This window comes from Kribbella turkmenica (genome assembly GCF_004348725.1).
In the GTDB taxonomy this organism is placed as follows: Bacteria; Actinomycetota; Actinomycetes; order Propionibacteriales; family Kribbellaceae; genus Kribbella; species Kribbella turkmenica.
On record NZ_SMKR01000077.1, the window covers coordinates 1 to 18,096 of the forward strand.

The following is an 18,096-nucleotide window of genomic DNA, read 5'->3' on the forward strand; positions in this document are numbered from 1 at the left end:
CCCACGCTGCCGGGGATGACCGACATCGAGTCCGACATGGCCGACCTGTGGTCGACCTCGATCACCACCACCAGCCACCCGATCCAGCGCATCCGGGACAAACTCCGGGCCGAAGGCATCCTGTCCGCCGCCCAGCTGCGTGAGGCCCCCAACGGCAGCCGGGTCCGGGTCGCCGGGGTGGTCACCCATCGGCAGCGCCCGGCGACCGCCTCCGGGGTCACCTTCATGAACATCGAGGACGAGACCGGGATGGCCAACGTCGTCGTCACCGTCGGCTGCTGGCACCGCCACGCCACCGTCGCCCGCACCGCCGGCGCCCTCATCATCCGCGGCCGCGTCGAACGTGCAGGCGAGGTCACCAACCTGTCCGCCGAACACCTCGAACGCCTCCCCCTGGCCGCCAGAACCACCTCCCGCGACTTCCGCTGAGGGTCGTCACGGCTGGGGCAGCTTGGTGTTCCAGTGGTGGAGCTGGTCGGTCAGCCAGGGGACCAGGGGATCACCGACGGCGGTGTCGATGCCGAGGTAGCGGATGCCGAGGAGGGACAGGGCGAGGAGAGCGAGGAGAAGCCCGAGCACGTTCAGGGCGCTGCCGGCGACGTCGGCGCGGTGGGTGCTGACGAGGCCGACCAAACCGGCCAGGACGGCGAGGGCGCCGAACACGAGGGAGACGCCGAACAGGAGCGAGAACATTGACGTGAGCACCGCTCCGAGGCCGCACACCAGCGCCGTCTCGGCAGCGGCGGACATCCGTGCCCGCGGCGCCGGCGACTCGTCGAGTAGTTGCTCCAGCCCCACATCGCCTCGAGGGCTGTGCCCGTACGTGGCCATGTCTCCAGGCTAAGCCGTGAACCGCCTCCGGACGGTCAACCTCCGGTCACGAAACGGCCGCCGATCGGGGCGTACTGTCGATGGTGAGGGGAGGAACGATGGCAGTCGACGTTCTCACCGAGGTCGTCATCGACCGGCCGCTGCGGGTGGTGGCGGACTATGTCGCCGATCCGGCCAACGCGCCCGAGTGGTACACGAACATCGAGTCGGTCGAGTGGCGCACCGGGCCACCGGTCGCGGTCGGATCGCGACTGGACTTCGTCGCCCACTTCCTCGGCCGCCGGATCGCGTACACGTACGAGATCGCCGAGTTCGTCGAGCACGAGCGGCTGGTGATGCGGACCGCGCAGGGACCGTTCCCGATGGAGACGAGTTACCGGTGGTCCGCGCCGGACACCCGGTCGACCCACATGACGCTTCGCAACCGCGGCGAACCGTCAGGCTTCGCCGGCATCGCCGCGCCGCTGATGTCGGCCGCGATTCGCCGCGCCAACCAGAAGGACCTCAATCGCCTGAGGACCCTCCTCGAGTTCCGCTGACCGCTCCATCCAGGTGCGGCGCGATCAGCTCGAGGAGCCGCCGGTGGGTGGTGGCGTCGGCGGCGGCGACCAGGCCGGGACCGGTGTGCAGGGGATCGCCGCGGAAGTCGGTGACGACGCCACCGGCCGCCTGGCAGAGGGCCGTGCCGGCGGTGAAATGAACGCTGTCGACGAGCGGACCGTTGGTGAGGTAGCCGGCGTGCCGGCCGACGGCGACCCAGGCGAGCGTGAGCGCGGTCGAGCAGACGCGGAGGGCGAAGGCGGCCCGGAAGGCCTCGTCGGTGAGCAGCTGCGCGCCGAGGAAGTCCTCGCCCGGAGTCGCGTCGATGTCGACGTCGACCAGCCGCGACGTCGCGGAGCACGTCGCGGGGGAGTCCGTGCCGTCCCGCCGGACGTTGACCGCGGTGCCGTCGGTCCAGAACACCTCCCCGGTCAGCGGCTGGGCGACCGCGGCGACGGTCGTGCCCGAGTCCGGCAGCGCCACGTTGACCGCGAACATCGGGGACCGAGCGGCGAAGTTGACGGTGCCGCAGAGCGGGTCGACCAGCCAGGTCCGCGCTGCCTGACCAATGGCGCCGTACTCCTCGCCGATCACCGCGTCCCCCGGCCGCAGCGACCCGATGACCTCCAGGATGGCCCGCTCCGACGCCAGGTCCGCCTCGGTGGCGAAATCGGTCGCGGACTTGGCGAAGCGGTTCACGGCGGTGCCGAACGTCGCTCGGACGACGGCCGCCCCCGCCTCGACCGCCCGGATCGCCACCTCGGCATCGGTCAGTGTGTTCATGGCGGTATCCAACCGCATCGTTGTGAAAGCGGTTTGAAAGGCGGGCCGGGTTGGGTGGTGGCCTGACGACGAAGGAGGACCGGCGATGAAGCTCGGACTGACACTGCCCAGTGGCGGCGCGGACGTGAGCCCGGAGAGTCTCGGCCAGATGGCTGAGGAGGCAGAGCGGATCGGGCTGGCGTCGGTGTGGACGTTCGAGCGGTTGCTGAACCCGGTCGACGGCGCGACCCCGATCGGCGGCGGCGACGCCGTACCGCTGCCGGAAAGCTACGGCAGCGTGTTCGACCCGCTCGCGACCCTCGCGTATCTCGCCGCGCGGACCACGTCGATCACCCTGGGGACCTGCGTGCTCGACGCGGTCCTGCACAGCCCGGTCGTGCTGGCCCGGCGGCTCGCGACCGTCGACCGGCTGAGCGGTGGGCGGCTGCTCGCCGGTCTGGGCGTGGGCTGGATGGTCCAGGAGTACGAGGCCTCCGGCGTACCGGAGGCGCAGCGCGGGCCGCGGCTGGGGGAACACATCCGGGCGATGCGCAAGGTGTGGGGCCCGGACCCGGTCGAGCACACCGGCCGCTTCTACACGATCGCGCCGTCGTACGCCGGGCCGAAACCGGTCCGGCCGGAGGGTGTGCGTCTGCTGGCCGGCTCGATGGCGCCGGCCGCGATCGAGCGGGCCGCCCGTCTCGGTGTCGGGCTGATCCCGATCATCATGACGTGGGAGATGTTCGACGCCGGCGTCGCCACGTTCCGGGCCGCCGCCGAGAAGGCCGGGCACGACACGCTGCCGATCATCGTCAAGGTGAACGGGACGGTCACGGCGTCGTCCAGCGATGCCCGCGGGCCGCTCACCGGCGGCGTCGAGCAGGTGCTGGAGGACCTGGAGCGCCTCCGCGGCGCCGGCATCGACCACGTGGTCTGGACGATGGACACCGACCCCGCCGACCAGCTCGGCGTGCTGGCCGACCTGCTCCGGAAGCTGAGTAGCTGACGGAAGGTGCGTTCCTCACGGTCAGCCGATGCAGGCCGGGATGCCGCCGCTGACGCCGCTGTTGAACGCGTCGGTGCGCTGTTCGGCGTTGCCGTGGTCGCTCACGTCGGTCCACGGGTAGTCGTCCGCCACGGCCGCGAGAGTCTGCGCGAGTTCCTCGGCGTCACCGGGCTCGATCGCGATCACCCCGTCCTGAGCGGCACCCTGCAGGGCGGCTCCGGCGAGGCAGTCGGCCTGCAGTTCGGCCGCGACGGAGACGAGGTCGGCTTCCAGCCGCGCCTGGATCGCGTGTCCCCACTCGTGCGCGATGATCAGGTAGACCCACGCGTCCCCGATCTGGCGGTAGCCGGCAGCCATCAGCTCTTCGTCCCAGGCGAGGTAGTCGCCCGGGCGGCAGTAGTAGGCGTTGAACGCGACCGAGGGCTGGCCTCCGCAGCGCGGGCCGTTCGTCCCCGTGTAGGCACCGGCCACCCGCGGGCCGCGGTACGGCTGGTCGAACACCCGTGGGAATCTGGTGCGCCAGAACCCGTTCACGGCGTCGACCGCCGTTCGCTCGTCGGTGGCCATCGCACTGCGATCGACAGCCGGTGCTTCGGGCTCGGCCGGAGTCGTCACGGTGCAGCCGGTGAGGAAGAAGATTCCCAGGATCAGCGCGAAGACTCTCATCGGCGCGGCCCGGTCGAGTCGGCGCGGCGGAGGAAGTCGGACGGCGGCCCGGACCGCTCGGCAGGCCGGTCGCCCCAGTCGTGGACGACCGCGGTTCCGGCGATCAGGTCGTGCGGCGCGCGGTGTTCGCGCTGGAACGCGGTGAGGACGAAGCCCGAGCCGAAGAGCGCCATGCTCAACGGTACGGCGCGCGCCCACAAGAGCGCGCGCCCAGTTCGTGGTGTGCCGCCGTGCGAGCGAGACGACGCGCAGACCGCTGATGTGCTTTCCCGGCGTCCGCCCGGCGATGCGAGAGACCCGAAGGTGTAGGTGACGGCGTCGCCGGCCGCCGGCCGGCAGCCCGGACACGCTGACCCCACTTGACCAGCCTCAGCCCGGCACCCCTCCATGAGGTATGGGTGACATCTCGCGGCACCTCGACATCTTCCTGTCCACCAGGGCGGCGATCCCGGCCGGGCTGCTCGCGGACGCCGGGCTGACGGTGGCTGACCTGACGTACGTCGAGCTCGGGAATTTCCTGACCGACGTGTCGCAGTTCCGTGACCCGGTCGCCTACACGCTCGCACTGCCCGACGCACAGCAGCGCGAGGCCTTGGCCGAGTTCTTCCGGGAGCTCGTCTCGGGAACGACGCACGCCCTGTTCGGCGATGACGGATGCCGGCGCTCGGACGGCGTGTGGGCAGCGATCGACCCGATTCCGGCGGCCCGGGTGACCGAGGTGTACGACGAGTTCTTCACGCAGTACTACCCGCATGAGCACGCCGATCAGCCGCCGTACGTGTGGGAGGCAAGCCAACGATCGTCGGACCCGCTGTACCGGCCCAGCGCTCGCGGGGTGATGACCGTGGTCGACGATCACTACGTCGCCTATCTGGCTGAAGGGCTGATGGAGGTCGAGGACGACTGGCGGACGCTCGATCTGGCCGGCCGTCAGCGGCTGCTCGTGCGGCTCGGCAAACTGTTGCACGGCGTGGAGGACTGGTTCTTCCACTCGAACGTCGCCGAACTGCTCGAGCTGGGCCCCTTCGGCCGCGAGCCGGGCGAGAGCGACGAGGACCTGCTGCGCCGGTTCGTCACCGCGACGGCGCGGCGCCGTCCGGAGTTCGTCGCCGCCGATCCGGTCGGGCTCGTCAGGCTCCGGCGGCGTCTCTATCGCCGGCTCCGCTTCCCGACGCCGGACGGAGGCACTGTTCCGGCTCTGCGGCACGCGTACCCGGGCTTCCCGACGTCGCAGGACACCGCGGACACTCTCCTGCAGGCGCTGGACGAGCTGAAGCTTCCTCCGACGGCCTTCCAGGACGGCGTGGGTGAGCTCGTGACGCAGTACGCCGTCGAGGTCCTGCAACCGCTCGTCGATGCGAGCGCGGCCGCGACGGCCGTGCTCGACGAGAAGGGCGAGATCTTCGGTCAGGCCGCGGACAACGGTGCGTTCGCGGAGGTCGTCGGCTCACACTCCCTGATGTCGAAGGACACGCCGACGTCCGAGCCGTTCTTCGAGGACGCGCGGACGCTGGCGACGGTCGCCTCGTCGATCGTCGTCGCGCTCCTGCTGCACCAGGTCGCCGTACCGGCCGGCGACCGCCCGCTCGGGTGGGACCAGATCCTCCGTCGCCTGATTCGCTACCCGCCGCCGTCGGCCGGTTGGGAGCGTCGCGCACTGGCAGGGGAGCAGGTCCACCCCGAGTTCGCCCGGCTCGCCGAGGACACCACGAGGCCGCCCGGATGTTCACGCTCCAGGCGCAGCGAGCTGGAGGACCGCTACCGCCGACTCGCGCAGGAGCTGTCCGGCTGAGCGTGTGTCAGGCGGAGGACTCGTTGGTCGTCGGTTGAGGCATTTCGTGGTGAGGGCGGGACTGCCAGAGGGCCCATTCGGCGCTGACGTCTCCGGCGGTGCGCAGCAGCAGCGGGAGGTAGTCGTGCAGGAGTTTCTCAGTGGTGGTCTCCGCGGCGTGCACGGTGACGTTCATGGCGGCGCGAACCGTTCCGGTGCCGTCGCGGACCGGGGCCGCGACCGAACGCACCCCCGGCGCGAGCTCCTCGTCCGCCAGGGCCCAGCCACGGGCGCGGATCTCCGTCAGTTCGTCGCGCAGCTGTTCCGCCGTTCGGCCGATGTACGGCGGAAGACCGGCGCGACTGGGTTGCGCGAGGGTGTCCGCGAGCTCGGCAGGGGACAGGGCCGCGAGCAGCACCTTGCCCTGTGAGGTCTGAGCGGCCGGGAACCGGGTGCCGATGTCGACCCGGAGCGCGATGATCTTCGGCACCGACACCCGGGCGACGTAGACGATGTCCGAGCCGTCGAGCTGGGCCATCGACGACGACTCGCCGGTCCGGCTGACGAGGGTCTCGAGGTGCGGCCGGGCGATGTCCCACAGTCCGAGGGCCCCGACGTACGCCATGCCGAGCGTCAGCACCTTCGGCGTCAGCTGGAACGAACCGTCGGTCGACCGGACGAAGCCGAGCTCCTCGAGGGTGAGCAGGAGGCGGCGCGCGGTCGGCCGGGCCAGCCCGGCCGCGGCCGCCACCTCCGACAGCGACATGGTCCGGTGGTCGGCGTCGAAGCAGGCGAGCACGTCCAGCCCGCGAGCCAGCGACTCGACGAAGTCCGGGCCCGCGCCGCGTCCTGCCATCACGTCCTGCCTTCCGTCCGGCGTCCTGTCGCCGACGAGCCTACGACGCCCACCGGGCTCACGAGCCGGGTTCGCCGAAGATCGTGCCGCGTGCCTCCCGCGTCGACTCGGACTTGTACTCGGTGTACTGATACGGGTTGTCGAGCACCTCCTCCTCGGGCCGGTCCGGGTTCATCCCGGCGGTCCAGGCCTCGTCGCCGAGCGCCCCGCGCAGGTAGTCCACGGTGTTCTCGACGGCCCGCCGTACGGCGGGCAGGTCGGCGCCCGTCAGCTTGTTCGCGTACTTCACCACCCGGCCGTCGACCAGCACGGTGTGGACGTCGCCGCGCTGCGCCTGGAACGCCACGTGCCCGTAGGGATTGACCAGCGGGAACGACACCGGGGAGTCGTCGTTCTTGATCAGTACGACGTCCGCCTTCTTTCCCGGCTCGAGACTGCCGAGGTCGTCGCGGCCGATCGCGCGGGCGCCGCCGCGGGTCGCCCAGTCGACCACGTGCTCCGCGCGCAGATGGCTGTGGGTCACGGTGTCGCCCTTGGCGTGGGCCTCGAGGTGCTCGCGGGCCCGGTCGGCGCCGAGCGTCGTCCGCATCGCGGTGAACAGGTCGCCGCTCCACCAGACGCTGGTGTCCATCGACAGCGACACCGGGATGCCGTACCTGCGGACCTGCCAGGTGGGCGGGTAGCCCTGGCCGGCGCTCTGCTCGGACTCGGTCGAGACCGACACCGAGCCGCCGGTGGCGGCGATCCGCTGGTAGGAGTCCTCGGTCAGCGTGGCCGCGTGCACGTAGATGTTCTGCGGGGTCATGAAGCCGTTCTCGTGCATCAGCCGGATGCCGTCGTCGTTGGTCGCGCCCCACACGCCGGCGTGGGTGGTCACGCCCAGCCCGAGGTCGCGGGCCACCTCGAAGGCGGCCCGTTCGGGGAACGACGGGTCGCCGGTGACGTCGAAGGCGAGTTGCAGGCCGAGCCGGTCGTCGTCGGCGCGCAGCCGCTCCAGGAAGGCGCGGACGGACGGGTCCGCGGTCCACTCCCACGGACCGGCCTGAATGTTGCCGTAGGCAAGGACGAACCGGCCGGGGACGGCCCGGAGCGCGTCCGCGGCGGCCTCGCCGTGGTCGACGGACTGCAGCCCGTGCGACCAGTCGACGGTGGTGGTCACCCCGGACTCCAGCGACTCCCAGGCCGACGTGAGGTTGCCGGCATGGATGTCCTCGGGACGGAAGGTCGTGCCGTGCTCGAGGTAGTACCAGACGAAGTACTGCGTCAGCGTCCAGTCGGCGCCGTACGCGCGCATCGCGGTCTGCCACATGTGCCGGTGGGTGTCGATCATCCCCGGCATCACGATCCCGCCGCGCGCGTCGATCTCCTGCGTGCCCTCGGGGGCGTCGACGGACGCGCCGACGGCCTCGATCCGGTCGTCGACCACCAGGACGTCGCCCTCGGTCAGCACCGTGTGGTTGTCGTCCATGGTCAGCACGGTCCCGCCGCGCAGCAGGACCGGCCGGCCCGCCACCGGCGTCTCGGCAGTGGTCATGATCCCCTCCAGGTTGCGCCGGACATACGTCCGTATGCCGGTCGCCACGGCGATAGCGCCACTATCCGAGCGGGCCAGGACGGTGTCAAGAGTTCAACTATGACGCTTGACAGGTGCGGGGAGCGCTCCGAGACTGAGGCAACGATGCGTTCGCGGACAGATGTCCGAAGGGAGTAGGTCCCGTGTCCGATGCTCGAGGTCCGCTGGCCGGCCTGCTGGTCGCCGACTTCTCCCGGATCCTGGCCGGCCCGTACGCGACCATGCTGCTGGCCGACCTCGGGGCCGAGGTGGTCAAGGTCGAGGGGCCGGGCGGAGACGACACCCGTTCGTGGCAGCCCCCGGTCCGCGACGGCATCTCGACGTACTACCTCGCGGTGAACCGGAACAAGCGGTCGATCGCGCTCGACCTGAAGGACCCCGAGGACCTGGCGGCCGCGCGGGAGCTGGCGCGGCGGGCCGACGTACTGCTGGAGAACTTCAAGCCGGGCGGGCTCGCGCGGTTCGGGCTGGACTACGACGCGGTCGCGGCAGGCAACCCACGGGTGATCTACGCGTCGATCAGCGGGTTCGGCAGCGGGCCGAAGGGAGCGGTGCTGCCGGGGTACGACCTGATCGTCCAGGCGATCTCCGGATTGATGAGCCTCACCGGCGACCCGGACGGCGAGCCGTTCCGGGCCGGCATCTCGGTGTTCGACGTGATGGCCGGTCTGCACGCGACGATCGGCGTACTGTCCGCGCTGAACGCCCGGCACGAGTCCGGCCGCGGTCAGCACGTCGAGGTGAACCTGCTGTCGTCGGCGCTGTCCGGTCTGGTGAACCAGTCGAGCGCGTACGTCGCGGGCGGCGTCGTCCCGCTGCGGATGGGCAACAGTCATCCGAGCCTGTTCCCGTACGAGCCGCTGCCGTGCTCGGACGGCGAGCTGATCATCACCGCCGGGAACAACGGCCAGTTCCGCAAGCTGACCGAGGTCCTCGGCGTCCCGGAACTGGCCGGTGATCCGCGGTTCGACCAGAACGAGAAGCGGACCGCGAACCGCGCCGCCCTGCGGCCGCTCCTGGTCGAGCGGTTGCGGACCCGGACCCGGATGGAGTGGTTCGGCGACATCATCGCCGCGGGCGTGCCGTGCGGGCCGATCAACACCATCGACGCCGGCGTGGCCTTCGCCGAGGACATCGGCCTCGACCCGGTGGTGACGCTGGGGGCGATCCCGACCGTGCGCAACCCGATCACCTTCTCCGAGACCCAGCCGTCGTACCGGCTGCCGCCACCGGAACTGGACGAGCACGGCGCCGAGCTCCGGCGCTGGCTGACCGACGAGGAGCGTTCGGCATGACCACCTTTCCCACCTCCCTCGGTACGTCGACGTCCGACGAGATCCGCCTGCTGGGCCAGGACCTCACGGCCGACCTGATGGGCAAGGTCGGCTTCGGTGAGCTCGCCTTCTGGCTGGTTGCGCTGCGCCGGCCGACACCGTCCGAGACACGATTGTTCGAGGCGGTTCTGGTCGCGCTGGCCGACCACGGCTTCACGCCGACGGCGATCGCGGCGCGGCTGACGTACCTCTCGGCGCCGGACTCCCTCCAAGGCGCGCTCGCGGCCGGGCTGCTCGGTGGCGGCTCCCGCTTCCTCGGGGTGACCGAGGACTGTGGGACGTACCTGCACGAGGCGCTGCTCGGCCACGAGTTGCCCGCCGACGAGGCCGGCTGGGACGCGCTCGCCGTCGAGGTGGTGACCGAGACACGCGAGGCCGGCAAGTACGTGCCCGGTCTCGGCCACCCGGTGCACAAGGAGCGGGACCCGCGGACGCCGGTGCTGATCGCGATCGCCGCGGACGAAGGTCTGCTCGGACCACACCTGCAGCTGTTCCAGGCCATCGGGCGGACCCACGAGCAGGTGCTCGGCCGCAAGCTCCCACTCAACGGCGCCGGAGTCTGCGGTGCGGCGCTCGCCGACCTCGGGTTGCCGGTCGAGCTGCTGCGCGGCTTTGCCCTGCTGGCCAGGGCCGCCGGGCTGCTCGGCCAACTGGCCGAGGAACGCCGCCGGCCGATCGGCATGGACGCCTACCTCGCCGTGGATCGCAACGCGGTCTACGTCGATCCGATCTGAGAGGAACCCGACATGGCCACTGTCGTCGCGGTCATCGCCTCCACCCACCATCCGTTCTACTACCGCGCGAGTACGGCGACCGGCGCCGACCGGCCGCCGTTCGCCGACGAGTGGGTGGCCAAGATCGAGGCCTTCCGGGAGACCCTGACCAAGGCCCGGCCGGACATCCTGGTGATGGTGGGCAGCGACCACTTCCACCAGCTCTGGCTGGACAACATGCCGCAGTTCCTGGTCGGCAAGGCGCCGTACTTCGACGCGAACTGGTACAACGAGGAGCGCGAGTTCGGCCTGCCGCGGATGACGCTGCCGGGGGAGGAGCGGCTGGCCGCGCACATCCTGCGCAACGGCCTGGACGCCGGCTTCGACCTTGCCTTCAGCAACGAATTGCGGATCGACCACAGCATCACCTGCCCGATCATCACGCTGCGGCCGGAGGCGGACCTGCCGATCGTGCCGATCTACACCAACATCTTCGCGCCACCGCTGCCGCGCCCGCAGCGCTTCGTCGAGCTCGGGAGGACGATCCGGCGGCTGGTCGAGTCCTGGCCGGACGACCAGCGGGTGGCGATCATCGGCACCGGTCACCTGTCGCTCGAACTCGGCGGGCCACGGCAGTTCGGTGCCCACGGCCCCGATCCGGAGTTCGACCGGAAGGCGATCGAGTGGATCGCGCGCGGGGACCTCGACGGCTGCCTGGCCGAGGTGACGCTGGACAGCCTGCACCTGCCCGGGAACGCGACCCACGGGTTCATGGACTTCATGCTGATGATGGGCGTGGCCGGCGCCGGTCAGAAGGCCGATCACGTCGACTCCCTCGACCTGTTCCACACGATGGAGGCGTACTTCACCTGGTACCCGAACGGAGCGCCGGCGTGAAGGACCGCAGCAAGGTCCCCCAGCAAGCACAGCGCGTTCGAGCCTCGTCCGCGCCGGAGCGAAGCGAGGACGTGGATGAGTAGGTACCTGCTGGACAAGTTCCTCTTCACGATCGACCGCGACCCCGCCCTGGTCGAGCGGTACCGCGAGGACGCCGCCGCGACGGTGGCCTGGTGGGAGGAGGAAATGGCGAACCGGATCCTCAACTGCACCTCCGGGGAGCGGTCGACCTGGCTGGCGTTCACCGACGAGGAGCGGCAGGCGCTGGTCGCCCAGGATCACGTGACGCTGTTCCGGATGGGCGCCCATCCGTTCCTCACGTTGACGCTGTTCATCGCGATGTTCGAGCGCGACCACGGTCCGCTGGAGTACCAGAAGGCCTACGGCAAGGCGCTCCAGCACCTGACCCTGCCCTATCCGGACATCGCCACCTAGGAGATCGCGTGCGAGCAGCCGTCCTGCGCGTCCACGGTGAAGCACCGTCCCACGGTGACCACCCGGACCCGGTCCCGGCCGAGGGGCAGTCGATCGTCCGCGTGACCGCGGCTCCCGTCGTACCGCTCGATCTGCTGTGCGCGTCCGGTACGTCGTACTTCGGTCCGCCCGAGGTCCCGTACGTCCCGGGGGTACAGGGAGTCGGCGTGGTCGAGGAGTCGGCTGTCGTCACTCCGGGCATCAAGGTCTTCTTCGCGACATCGGCGGGGATGGCCCCGGGCGACGGGAGTTTCGCCGAGCGGTGCGCCGTACCGGATGCGGATCTCGTCGCGCTCGACACGCCGGTGCCGGACACGGAGGTTGCGGCGATCGGTCTGTCGGGGGTCGCGGCGTGGATGGTGCTGAGTTGGCGTGCGCGGCTCCAGCCGGGCGAGCGAGTCGTCGTGCTCGGCGGCGGGGGAGCGGTCGGGCAGGCCGCGATCGGTACGGCGCGAGTGCTCGGAGCGAGCCGGGTCGTCGCCGTGTGCCGCTCCGACGACGCCCGCCGGCGGGCGCTGGCTGCGGGCGCGGACGAGGTGATCACGCCGGCCGACCGCGTGCCGCAGGACCGCGCCGACAAGACCGGCGGTGAGCTGGCCGGACAGCCTGCCGACACCACGGACCTGACAGCGAGGCTCGCCGAGGCGACCGGTGGCGCGGTCGACGTCATCGTTGACCCGGTCTTCGGGTCGGTCGCGAGCGCGGCCGCGCGGCTGCTGGCACCCGGTGGGCGCCTGGTCAATCTGGGTGGCGCCTCGGGAGACGAGGCGACGTTCTCGTCGGCGATCCTCCGCAGCCGGTCCGCGAGCATCCTCGGCTACACCAACAACGCCATCACCCCGGACCAACGCCGCGACGCCCTCACCGCCGTCCTCCGGCAGGCGGCCGCGGGCGCCGTCACGGTTGCCCATGAGACGGTCGCGCTCCCCGACATCACGGCGGCCTGGAACCGCCAGTCCACCGGCCGGACCGCCGGCCGCCTCGTCCTCACGCTCTAGCCGCCGTACCTGTGCCCTAACACCGGGAAACGCCGGGCGAAGGCGTCTTGGCAAGCGCTTGCTGGCAGACTGGGGACCCATGCGTGAGCCTCAGGTGATCAATGACAACGGTGCATGGTGCTGGTTCCAGGACGAGCGGGCGGTGGTGGACCCGGACAGCCAGGCCCTGGTGGTCGGGTCGATCGCGGCCGCCGAGGGGCCGGGCGGTGCGGAGCGGTCGGGGAACGTCGAGCTGACCGTCGTCGACCTGCGGTCCGGCTCGAGCGAGGTCGTCGTACTGGACGAGCGGTTCGAGGCCGACGATCACGACGTGCCGGCGCTGTGGCGGCGGGCCGACGGCCGGTGGCTGGCGGTGTACACCAAGCACAAGACGGATGACCTGACCCGGTGGCGGGTGAGTGAGCCGGGGGATCCGCGGACGTGGGGTCCGGTGCGGACGTTCGACTGGAGCGAGTTCACCGGCGGGCGCGGGGTGACGTACTCGAACCTGCACCGGCTCGACGGACGGCTGTACTGCTTCGCGCGGGCGGTCAACGACGACCCGTGCGCGCTGGTCTCCGACGACGACGGCGACAGCTGGACGTACGCCGGCAAGCTCTTCACCCGGCCGAAGGTCGGCTACGTCAACGGCTACACGCGGTACGTGTCGACGCCGACCCGGATCGACCTGGTGACGACCGACCACCACCCGCGCGACTACGACAACTCGATCTACCACGGCTATCTCGAGGGCGGCGCGCTGCACCGGTCGGACGGGACGGTCGTGGATCCGGTGGCGTTGAAGGGCGAGGCGCCTTCGCAGGTGGAGCTCACCACCGTGCTCCGAGCCGGGTCGGTGTGGGACGGCGAGCCGATGACGCACTGCTGGACGATCGACATCCGGCGGGCGGACGACGGCACGGTCGCGGCGGTGCTGCTCGCGCGGCAGGACACACCGGACAAGCCCGAGGACGCGTTCGAGCGGCGGCGGAACGTGCTGGACCACCGCTACTTCTACGCGCGCCTGGCTCCGGGCGGCGAGTGGGAGGTCCGTCAGTTGGCGAAGGCGGGCGCCGGGCTGCTGCCGCACGAGCAGGACTACACCGGTCTGGTCGCGATCGACCCGTACGACATCGAGTCCCTCTACGTCTCGACGCCGATCGACCCGCGCGACGGCACGGAACTGGCGCACCACGAGATCTTCCACGCCCGCGTCGCCGGCACGGGTGCGACTTGGACACCGGTGACGGAGAACTCCGCTGTCGACAACCTCCGCCCCATCGTCGCCCCGGGCGACCCGGCCCGGATCCCGCTGCTCTGGTTCCGCGGCCCGATGACCGCGTCCCAGCACTACGACTGCGAGGTCGTGCTCCTCGACCAGCCGCGCGAGTGACCTGTCGAACGGCGGTGGCCGGTGCCAACTGCCCGACGGTCACGTCACGTCGTCCGGCCGCCGCGGCTCCGGGACCGACCTGGCCGGCTGATTTCCGGTGTGTTCACCGGAGGAGGTCACACTAGCCGTTATGAAACTGGGCCAGCTGGCGAACGGGCGGCGGCGGTTGGCGGCGTACTGGGGCGCGGCGGTGGTGCAGGTGGTCGCGGTCGCCTGCGACGCCAAGGTGCTGAAGCAGGCGAGCAAGGCGTCGCTGATGCCTCTGCTGCTTTCCTGGTCAAGAACCGAGCAGGCGCCGCCGCTGCTCCAGGCCGCGCTCCTGGCCTCGGCCGCCGGTGATCTGTTGCTGGAGACCGAGCTGCAGCTGGCCGGGATCGCCGCCTTCGCCGCTGCCCACGCGTGCTACCTCGCGGTTTACCTGACCAGGCCCGGTCAGCGATCCTGGCGGGTGGTCGCGGCGTACGGCGCCCTCTGGGCGGCCCTGGTAGCGGTGCTCTCGCCAGGACTCGGCGGCCAACGGGTCCCGGTCGCGGCGTACGCGTTGTTGTTGACGGCAACCGCCATCGCGTCGCGCTGGCACAGCCCCCGCAGCGGCCTCGGCGGCGCACTCTTCCTGATCTCGGACGCCCTGATCGCGCTCCGCCTCGCCGGCCGCGATTTCCCCGGCCGGGGTGCCCTGGTGATGTCGACGTACGCCGCCGGGCAGTACTTCCTCACGTCCGGACTGGTGGACCAGCGCTCAGGCGAGCACGGACGTGCCGCATCGGCCCGGGGGACTGGTGGGGGAGCTCCCAGCGGGTCTCGAGCCACCAGATGGCGCCCGCCTCCGCCCACGGCTTGATCTCCGCGTACCGCCTGGGAGGATCGCGCCGTTTCTCATGCGTGCCTTCCTGTCCGCCGGCACCGACAGAACGGACAGGAAGGTCGCACGGGCGGCTGTCAGCCGAGGTAGTCGCGCCAGGGGCCGGAGATGGCGAAGGTGATGCCGGGACTCTGCAGGTTGACGAAGAGGATGCGGCCATCCGCGGAGAACGCCGGGCCGGTGAACTCGGAGTCGTTGAGCATGTTGCGGGCGATCGCGTACGTCGGGCCGCCCGGGGTGGAGCTCAGCACGTGGCTGCTGGCGTTGCCGTCCTCGGCGAGGACGAGCGAGCCCCACGGAGTGACGGTGACATTGTCCGGGCTGTCGAAATTGTAGTCGTCGTACCGCGCCCCGGAGCCCTGGTCGGCCGCCGCGCTCTCCGGGAAGTACGTGACCAGCTGGATGGTCCGGTTGCGGTAGTTGTAGAACCAGACCATGCCGTCGTGCGGTACGGCGTCGGACGGCAGGTCGCTGGTGCCGGACTCGGCGTACGAGTTGACGACGTACACGCCCTCGTCGGTGCCGAAGACGCCCTCGAACTTCTTGCCGCGGGTGACCTGGTCGTTGGTGAACTGCCTGCGGCAGGACACCGAGACCGCGTTCCGGTCCGGCACCGGCACCCACGCGACCCGGAACGGCCGGAGCAGCTGCGCCGACGTCAGGTACGCGACGTCCGGGATCGGCTTGCCGTCGTCACCGAGGATGGCCATCGCCTCGAGCGTGCCGAAGTCGGCGTCCGCCAGCTGCCGCCAGCTGTTCGGCCCGAGCTTGTAGCCGGCCGGGGCCGACCAGCGGTAGAACAGCCCGTTCGGGCCGGACGCGTCCTCGGACAGGTAGATGTGGTTGCGGTCCTTGTCGACGGCGAGCGCCTCGTGGGCGTACCGGCCGAGCGCCTTCAGCGGGACCGGATGGGCGGTCCGGCCGTCGCCCCAGACCTCGAAGACGTAGCCGTGGTCCTTCAGGCGAGTGGTGCCGTTCGCCTTGGACTCGGTCTCCTCACAGGTCAGCCAGGTGCCCCAGGGGGTGTGGCCGCCGGCGCAGTTGGTGAGGGTGCCGGAGATGCCGACCCACTCGCCCAGGTTCTTGCCGTCGCGGTCGACGGAGATGACGGTGCAACCACCGGCCGCGCCGACGCCGGCGTCGTACACGGTGCCCTCGATCGGGGGTACCCCGAGCTGGCTGGCGCCGCCGACCTCGTGGTTCTGGATCAGCAGGTACCGGTTCCGGCCGCCGTCGAACACCGCGGTGCCGTCGTGCATCGACGGAGTCGGCTGGCCGGTGCGCAGCCTGGTCTCGCCGGCCTTGGTGACGATCCGGTACCGGAAGCCCGGCGGCAGCGCGAGGATGCCGTTCGGGTCGTCCAGCAGCGGCGGGAACGGCCGGTGCGTGGGGAACGGCGAGTGCCGCGGACCGGGCGTCGCCTCGGCGAGCGACGGGACGGTGCCGACGGTGGCGAACCCGACCCCGGCGGCGCCGGCGGCGGCCCCCCGGAGGACGGAACGACGGTCAACAGACATGACGATGCTCCTTGGTACGTTGGCGGGCGGGCGGCCCCACGCGATCCTGCACGCGGTCCGCTGCCGTCGGGGAAACGACAGCTGAACAACTGACGCCGCAACGAACCGGACGCCGCCGGCGTCCAGAGGGGGAGGTGATCGTGATGCGAAGCCTGACGGTGGCCGCGGTCGTCGCGGCAGCCCTGCTGGTTGCCTGCGGCAACGAATCTGGAATGGAAGGACAACCGACTGTGAGCAGCACGCCAAGCCCGGAGACCCCGTCGGCGTCGCCGAGCCCGGGAACCCCGACAGGAGCGCCGCCGGCGTCCGGAGCGGTCGAGCAGGCCAAGGCCGACCTGGTCAAGCGGCTGGGCATCGACCCCGGTCAGGTGACCGTGGTCAGCGCCACCGAGGTCACCTGGCCGGACGGGAGCCTCGGCTGCCCGGAGCCCGGGATGAACTACACCCAGGCCCTGGTCCCGGGCGCCCGCATCGTCCTCGAGGCCGGCGGGAAGCAGTACCAGTACCACTCCGGCGGCACGCGCCCGCCGTTCCTCTGCACCAACCCGCGCTGACCTCAGGCCGACTTCGACATGAGCTCGGGGGTGTCGGCCTCGTTCACGAACGCGTCCCGGGGCCGCTGCACGGACGCCAGCGAGACGATGTCCCGGCCGTAGAAGGCGGCCGCCAGCCAGACGGACAGCACGCGGACCTTCCGGTCCCAGGTCGGCACCGCCAGCACGTGGTACCCGCGGTGCATCAGCCAGGCGAGGAAGCCCTTCACGACGATCCGCTTGTACTGGAAGATCCCGCGGCCGAGCCCGAGGGTCGCGACCGCGCCGAGGGTGTGGTGGACGTAGTTCTTCGGCTTGCGGCCGCGCAGCGAGCGGAGCAGGTTCTTCGCCAGCAGCTTGCCCTGCCGGACGGCGTTCTGCGCGTTCGGCACGGTGAAGGCCCCGGGCACCGGCGACGCGAGGTCGGGTACGGCGGCGTCGTCACCGGCCGCCCACGCGTCCGGCACGATCTCGGTCTCGGTGCCGACGCGGAGGTCGGCCCGGACCTGGACCAGTCCGCGCGCCGTGACCGGCAGGTCGGTGTGACCGCGGATCAGCCGGGTCGCCGCGTTGCCGGCCGTCCAGACGATCAGGTCCGACTCGAACGTCGTACCGTCGGACAGCACCACGTGACCGTCGGCGGCGGACACCAGCGTGGTGCCCAGGTGGACCCGCGCGCCGCGCCGCTCGAGTGTCGAGCGCACCCACGCCGCGGGCTTGTCGGTGACCTCCGGCAGGATGCGGTGACTCGCCTCGACGAGATGGAAGGCGAGGTCGTCCGGCCCGAGCTCGGGGTAGGACTTGCGCAGTCCGTTCGCGAGCGACAGCAGCTCGGCGAAGCCCTCGACACCGGCGAAGCCGCCGCCGACGAAGGTGACGGTCAGCAGGCGTTCGCGCTCCGGGCCGGGCGGGAGCACCGAGGCCCGGTCGAAGGCGGTCAGCAGCTGGTCGCGGATGGCGACCGCTTCCTCGACGTGCTTCATGCCGATCGCCCGCTCGGCCACACCGGGCAGCGCGAGCGTCCGGGTGACCGCGCCCGCGGTCACGACGATGATGTCGTAGGCCAGCTCGAATTCGGCGCCCTGGACCGGGTGGATCGTGACCACCCGCCGGCCGTGCTCGATCGAGGTGACCGCGCCGGCGACCAGGGTGGTCCGGCGCAGGTTCCGCCGCAGCGAGATCGCCGCGTGCCGGGCCTCGACGTTCCCGGACAGAACCTCCGGGAGGAACGGCTGATAGGTCATGTACGGCCTCGGGTCGACCACCACGACCTCGGCTTCGTCCCTGCGAAGCTTCTTCTCCAACTTCCATGCCGCGTAGAAGCCGGCGTACCCGCCGCCGACCACGAGGATCCTGCGCACCTGGCGCCTCCAGCTCTCTGTCTTGTCACC

General features: G+C 71.0%; 20 protein-coding genes. 12 read left to right on the forward strand and 8 right to left on the reverse strand.

What is annotated here, in order from left to right; translation table 11 throughout:
* Positions 1–429 (forward strand): OB-fold nucleic acid binding domain-containing protein (locus tag E1218_RS18530; protein WP_325052846.1); only part of this gene is annotated, 429 nt, incomplete at its 5' end.
* A 6-nt stretch (positions 430–435) separates the two neighbouring features.
* Here E1218_RS18530 and E1218_RS18535 read toward each other — a convergent pair.
* Positions 436–831, reverse strand: a complete 396-nt coding sequence (locus E1218_RS18535) for a hypothetical protein (protein WP_132321795.1) — start codon at positions 829–831, stop codon at positions 436–438.
* 98 nt (positions 832–929) lie between these two features.
* Here E1218_RS18535 and E1218_RS18540 point away from each other — a divergent pair, with 98 nt between their 5' ends.
* Positions 930–1,370 carry an SRPBCC family protein gene (locus tag E1218_RS18540; protein WP_132321797.1) on the forward strand — a complete coding sequence of 147 codons (441 nt, stop codon included), beginning with the start codon at positions 930–932 and terminating at the stop codon, positions 1,368–1,370.
* Here E1218_RS18540 and E1218_RS18545 read toward each other — a convergent pair.
* Entirely contained in the window at positions 1,336–2,154 is an 819-nt protein-coding gene (locus E1218_RS18545; RefSeq protein WP_132321799.1) for an inositol monophosphatase family protein, read from the reverse strand. The genes E1218_RS18540 and E1218_RS18545 overlap by 35 nt on opposite strands.
* An 85-nt stretch (positions 2,155–2,239) precedes the next feature.
* On the opposite strand from E1218_RS18545, the gene E1218_RS18550 reads away from it, so the two are divergent.
* Positions 2,240–3,139, forward strand: a complete 900-nt coding sequence (locus E1218_RS18550; protein ID WP_132321801.1) for a TIGR03619 family F420-dependent LLM class oxidoreductase — start codon at positions 2,240–2,242, stop codon at positions 3,137–3,139.
* 21 nt (positions 3,140–3,160) lie between these two features.
* Here E1218_RS18550 and E1218_RS18555 read toward each other — a convergent pair whose 3' ends face one another.
* Together E1218_RS18555 and E1218_RS36135 are read right to left on the reverse strand one after the other, a co-directional pair.
* Positions 3,161–3,805: a neutral zinc metallopeptidase gene (locus E1218_RS18555; RefSeq protein ID WP_132321803.1), complete on the reverse strand. Its 645-nt coding sequence runs from the start codon at positions 3,803–3,805 to the stop codon at positions 3,161–3,163.
* Positions 3,802–3,978 carry an RDD family protein gene (locus E1218_RS36135; RefSeq protein ID WP_165949319.1) on the reverse strand — a complete coding sequence of 59 codons (177 nt, stop codon included), beginning with the start codon at positions 3,976–3,978 and terminating at the stop codon, positions 3,802–3,804. Before E1218_RS36135 ends, E1218_RS18555 begins: the two co-directional genes overlap by 4 nt.
* Positions 3,979–4,199: 221 nt before the next feature.
* Here E1218_RS36135 and E1218_RS18560 point away from each other — a divergent pair, with 221 nt between their 5' ends.
* Complete coding sequence (locus tag E1218_RS18560; RefSeq protein WP_132321805.1) at positions 4,200–5,597, forward strand: hypothetical protein; 1,398 nt, start codon at positions 4,200–4,202, stop codon at positions 5,595–5,597.
* A gap of 7 nt (positions 5,598–5,604) precedes the next feature.
* Here the strand turns inward: E1218_RS18560 and E1218_RS18565 are convergent, their stop codons facing one another.
* Positions 5,605–6,432: an IclR family transcriptional regulator domain-containing protein gene (locus tag E1218_RS18565; protein WP_132321807.1), complete on the reverse strand. Its 828-nt coding sequence runs from the start codon at positions 6,430–6,432 to the stop codon at positions 5,605–5,607.
* A gap of 58 nt (positions 6,433–6,490) precedes the next feature.
* Positions 6,491–7,966: an amidohydrolase family protein gene (locus E1218_RS18570; protein ID WP_132321809.1), complete on the reverse strand. Its 1,476-nt coding sequence runs from the start codon at positions 7,964–7,966 to the stop codon at positions 6,491–6,493.
* Between the two features lie 182 nt (positions 7,967–8,148).
* Here E1218_RS18570 and E1218_RS18575 point away from each other — a divergent pair, with 182 nt between their 5' ends.
* The 7 genes from E1218_RS18575 (at position 8,149) to E1218_RS36140 (ending at position 14,634) form a co-directional block, all read left to right on the forward strand.
* A complete protein-coding gene (locus E1218_RS18575) occupies positions 8,149–9,300 on the forward strand; it encodes a CaiB/BaiF CoA transferase family protein (RefSeq protein ID WP_202866078.1) in 1,152 nt (383 codons plus the stop codon).
* Positions 9,297–10,073 (forward strand): citryl-CoA lyase, encoded by a 777-nt coding sequence (locus tag E1218_RS18580; protein WP_132321811.1) that lies wholly within the window; start codon positions 9,297–9,299, stop codon positions 10,071–10,073. The genes E1218_RS18575 and E1218_RS18580 overlap by 4 nt, the downstream gene beginning before the upstream one ends.
* A 12-nt stretch (positions 10,074–10,085) precedes the next feature.
* Positions 10,086–10,949, forward strand: a complete 864-nt coding sequence (locus E1218_RS18585; protein WP_132321813.1) for a DODA-type extradiol aromatic ring-opening family dioxygenase — start codon at positions 10,086–10,088, stop codon at positions 10,947–10,949.
* Between the two features lie 75 nt (positions 10,950–11,024).
* Entirely contained in the window at positions 11,025–11,384 is a 360-nt protein-coding gene (locus E1218_RS18590) for a hypothetical protein (protein ID WP_132321815.1), read from the forward strand.
* An 8-nt stretch (positions 11,385–11,392) separates the two neighbouring features.
* Positions 11,393–12,421, forward strand: a complete 1,029-nt coding sequence (locus tag E1218_RS18595; RefSeq protein ID WP_132321817.1) for a quinone oxidoreductase family protein — start codon at positions 11,393–11,395, stop codon at positions 12,419–12,421.
* A 79-nt stretch (positions 12,422–12,500) separates the two neighbouring features.
* Positions 12,501–13,793, forward strand: a complete 1,293-nt coding sequence (locus E1218_RS18600; protein ID WP_132321819.1) for a BNR-4 repeat-containing protein — start codon at positions 12,501–12,503, stop codon at positions 13,791–13,793.
* A gap of 130 nt (positions 13,794–13,923) precedes the next feature.
* Positions 13,924–14,634: a lysoplasmalogenase gene (locus tag E1218_RS36140; RefSeq protein ID WP_165949320.1), complete on the forward strand. Its 711-nt coding sequence runs from the start codon at positions 13,924–13,926 to the stop codon at positions 14,632–14,634.
* Between the two features lie 98 nt (positions 14,635–14,732).
* Here E1218_RS36140 and E1218_RS18610 read toward each other — a convergent pair whose 3' ends face one another.
* Entirely contained in the window at positions 14,733–16,172 is a 1,440-nt protein-coding gene (locus E1218_RS18610; RefSeq protein ID WP_132321821.1) for an alkaline phosphatase PhoX, read from the reverse strand.
* 143 nt (positions 16,173–16,315) lie between these two features.
* Here E1218_RS18610 and E1218_RS18615 point away from each other — a divergent pair, with 143 nt between their 5' ends.
* On the forward strand, positions 16,316–16,726 hold the full coding sequence (locus E1218_RS18615; RefSeq protein WP_132321823.1) for a hypothetical protein: 411 nt from the start codon (positions 16,316–16,318) through the stop codon (positions 16,724–16,726).
* Positions 16,727–16,728: 2 nt separating this feature from the next.
* Here the strand turns inward: E1218_RS18615 and E1218_RS18620 are convergent, their stop codons facing one another.
* On the reverse strand, positions 16,729–18,066 hold the full coding sequence (locus tag E1218_RS18620; protein ID WP_132321825.1) for an NAD(P)/FAD-dependent oxidoreductase: 1,338 nt from the start codon (positions 18,064–18,066) through the stop codon (positions 16,729–16,731).
* Positions 18,067–18,096 lie beyond the last annotated feature (30 nt).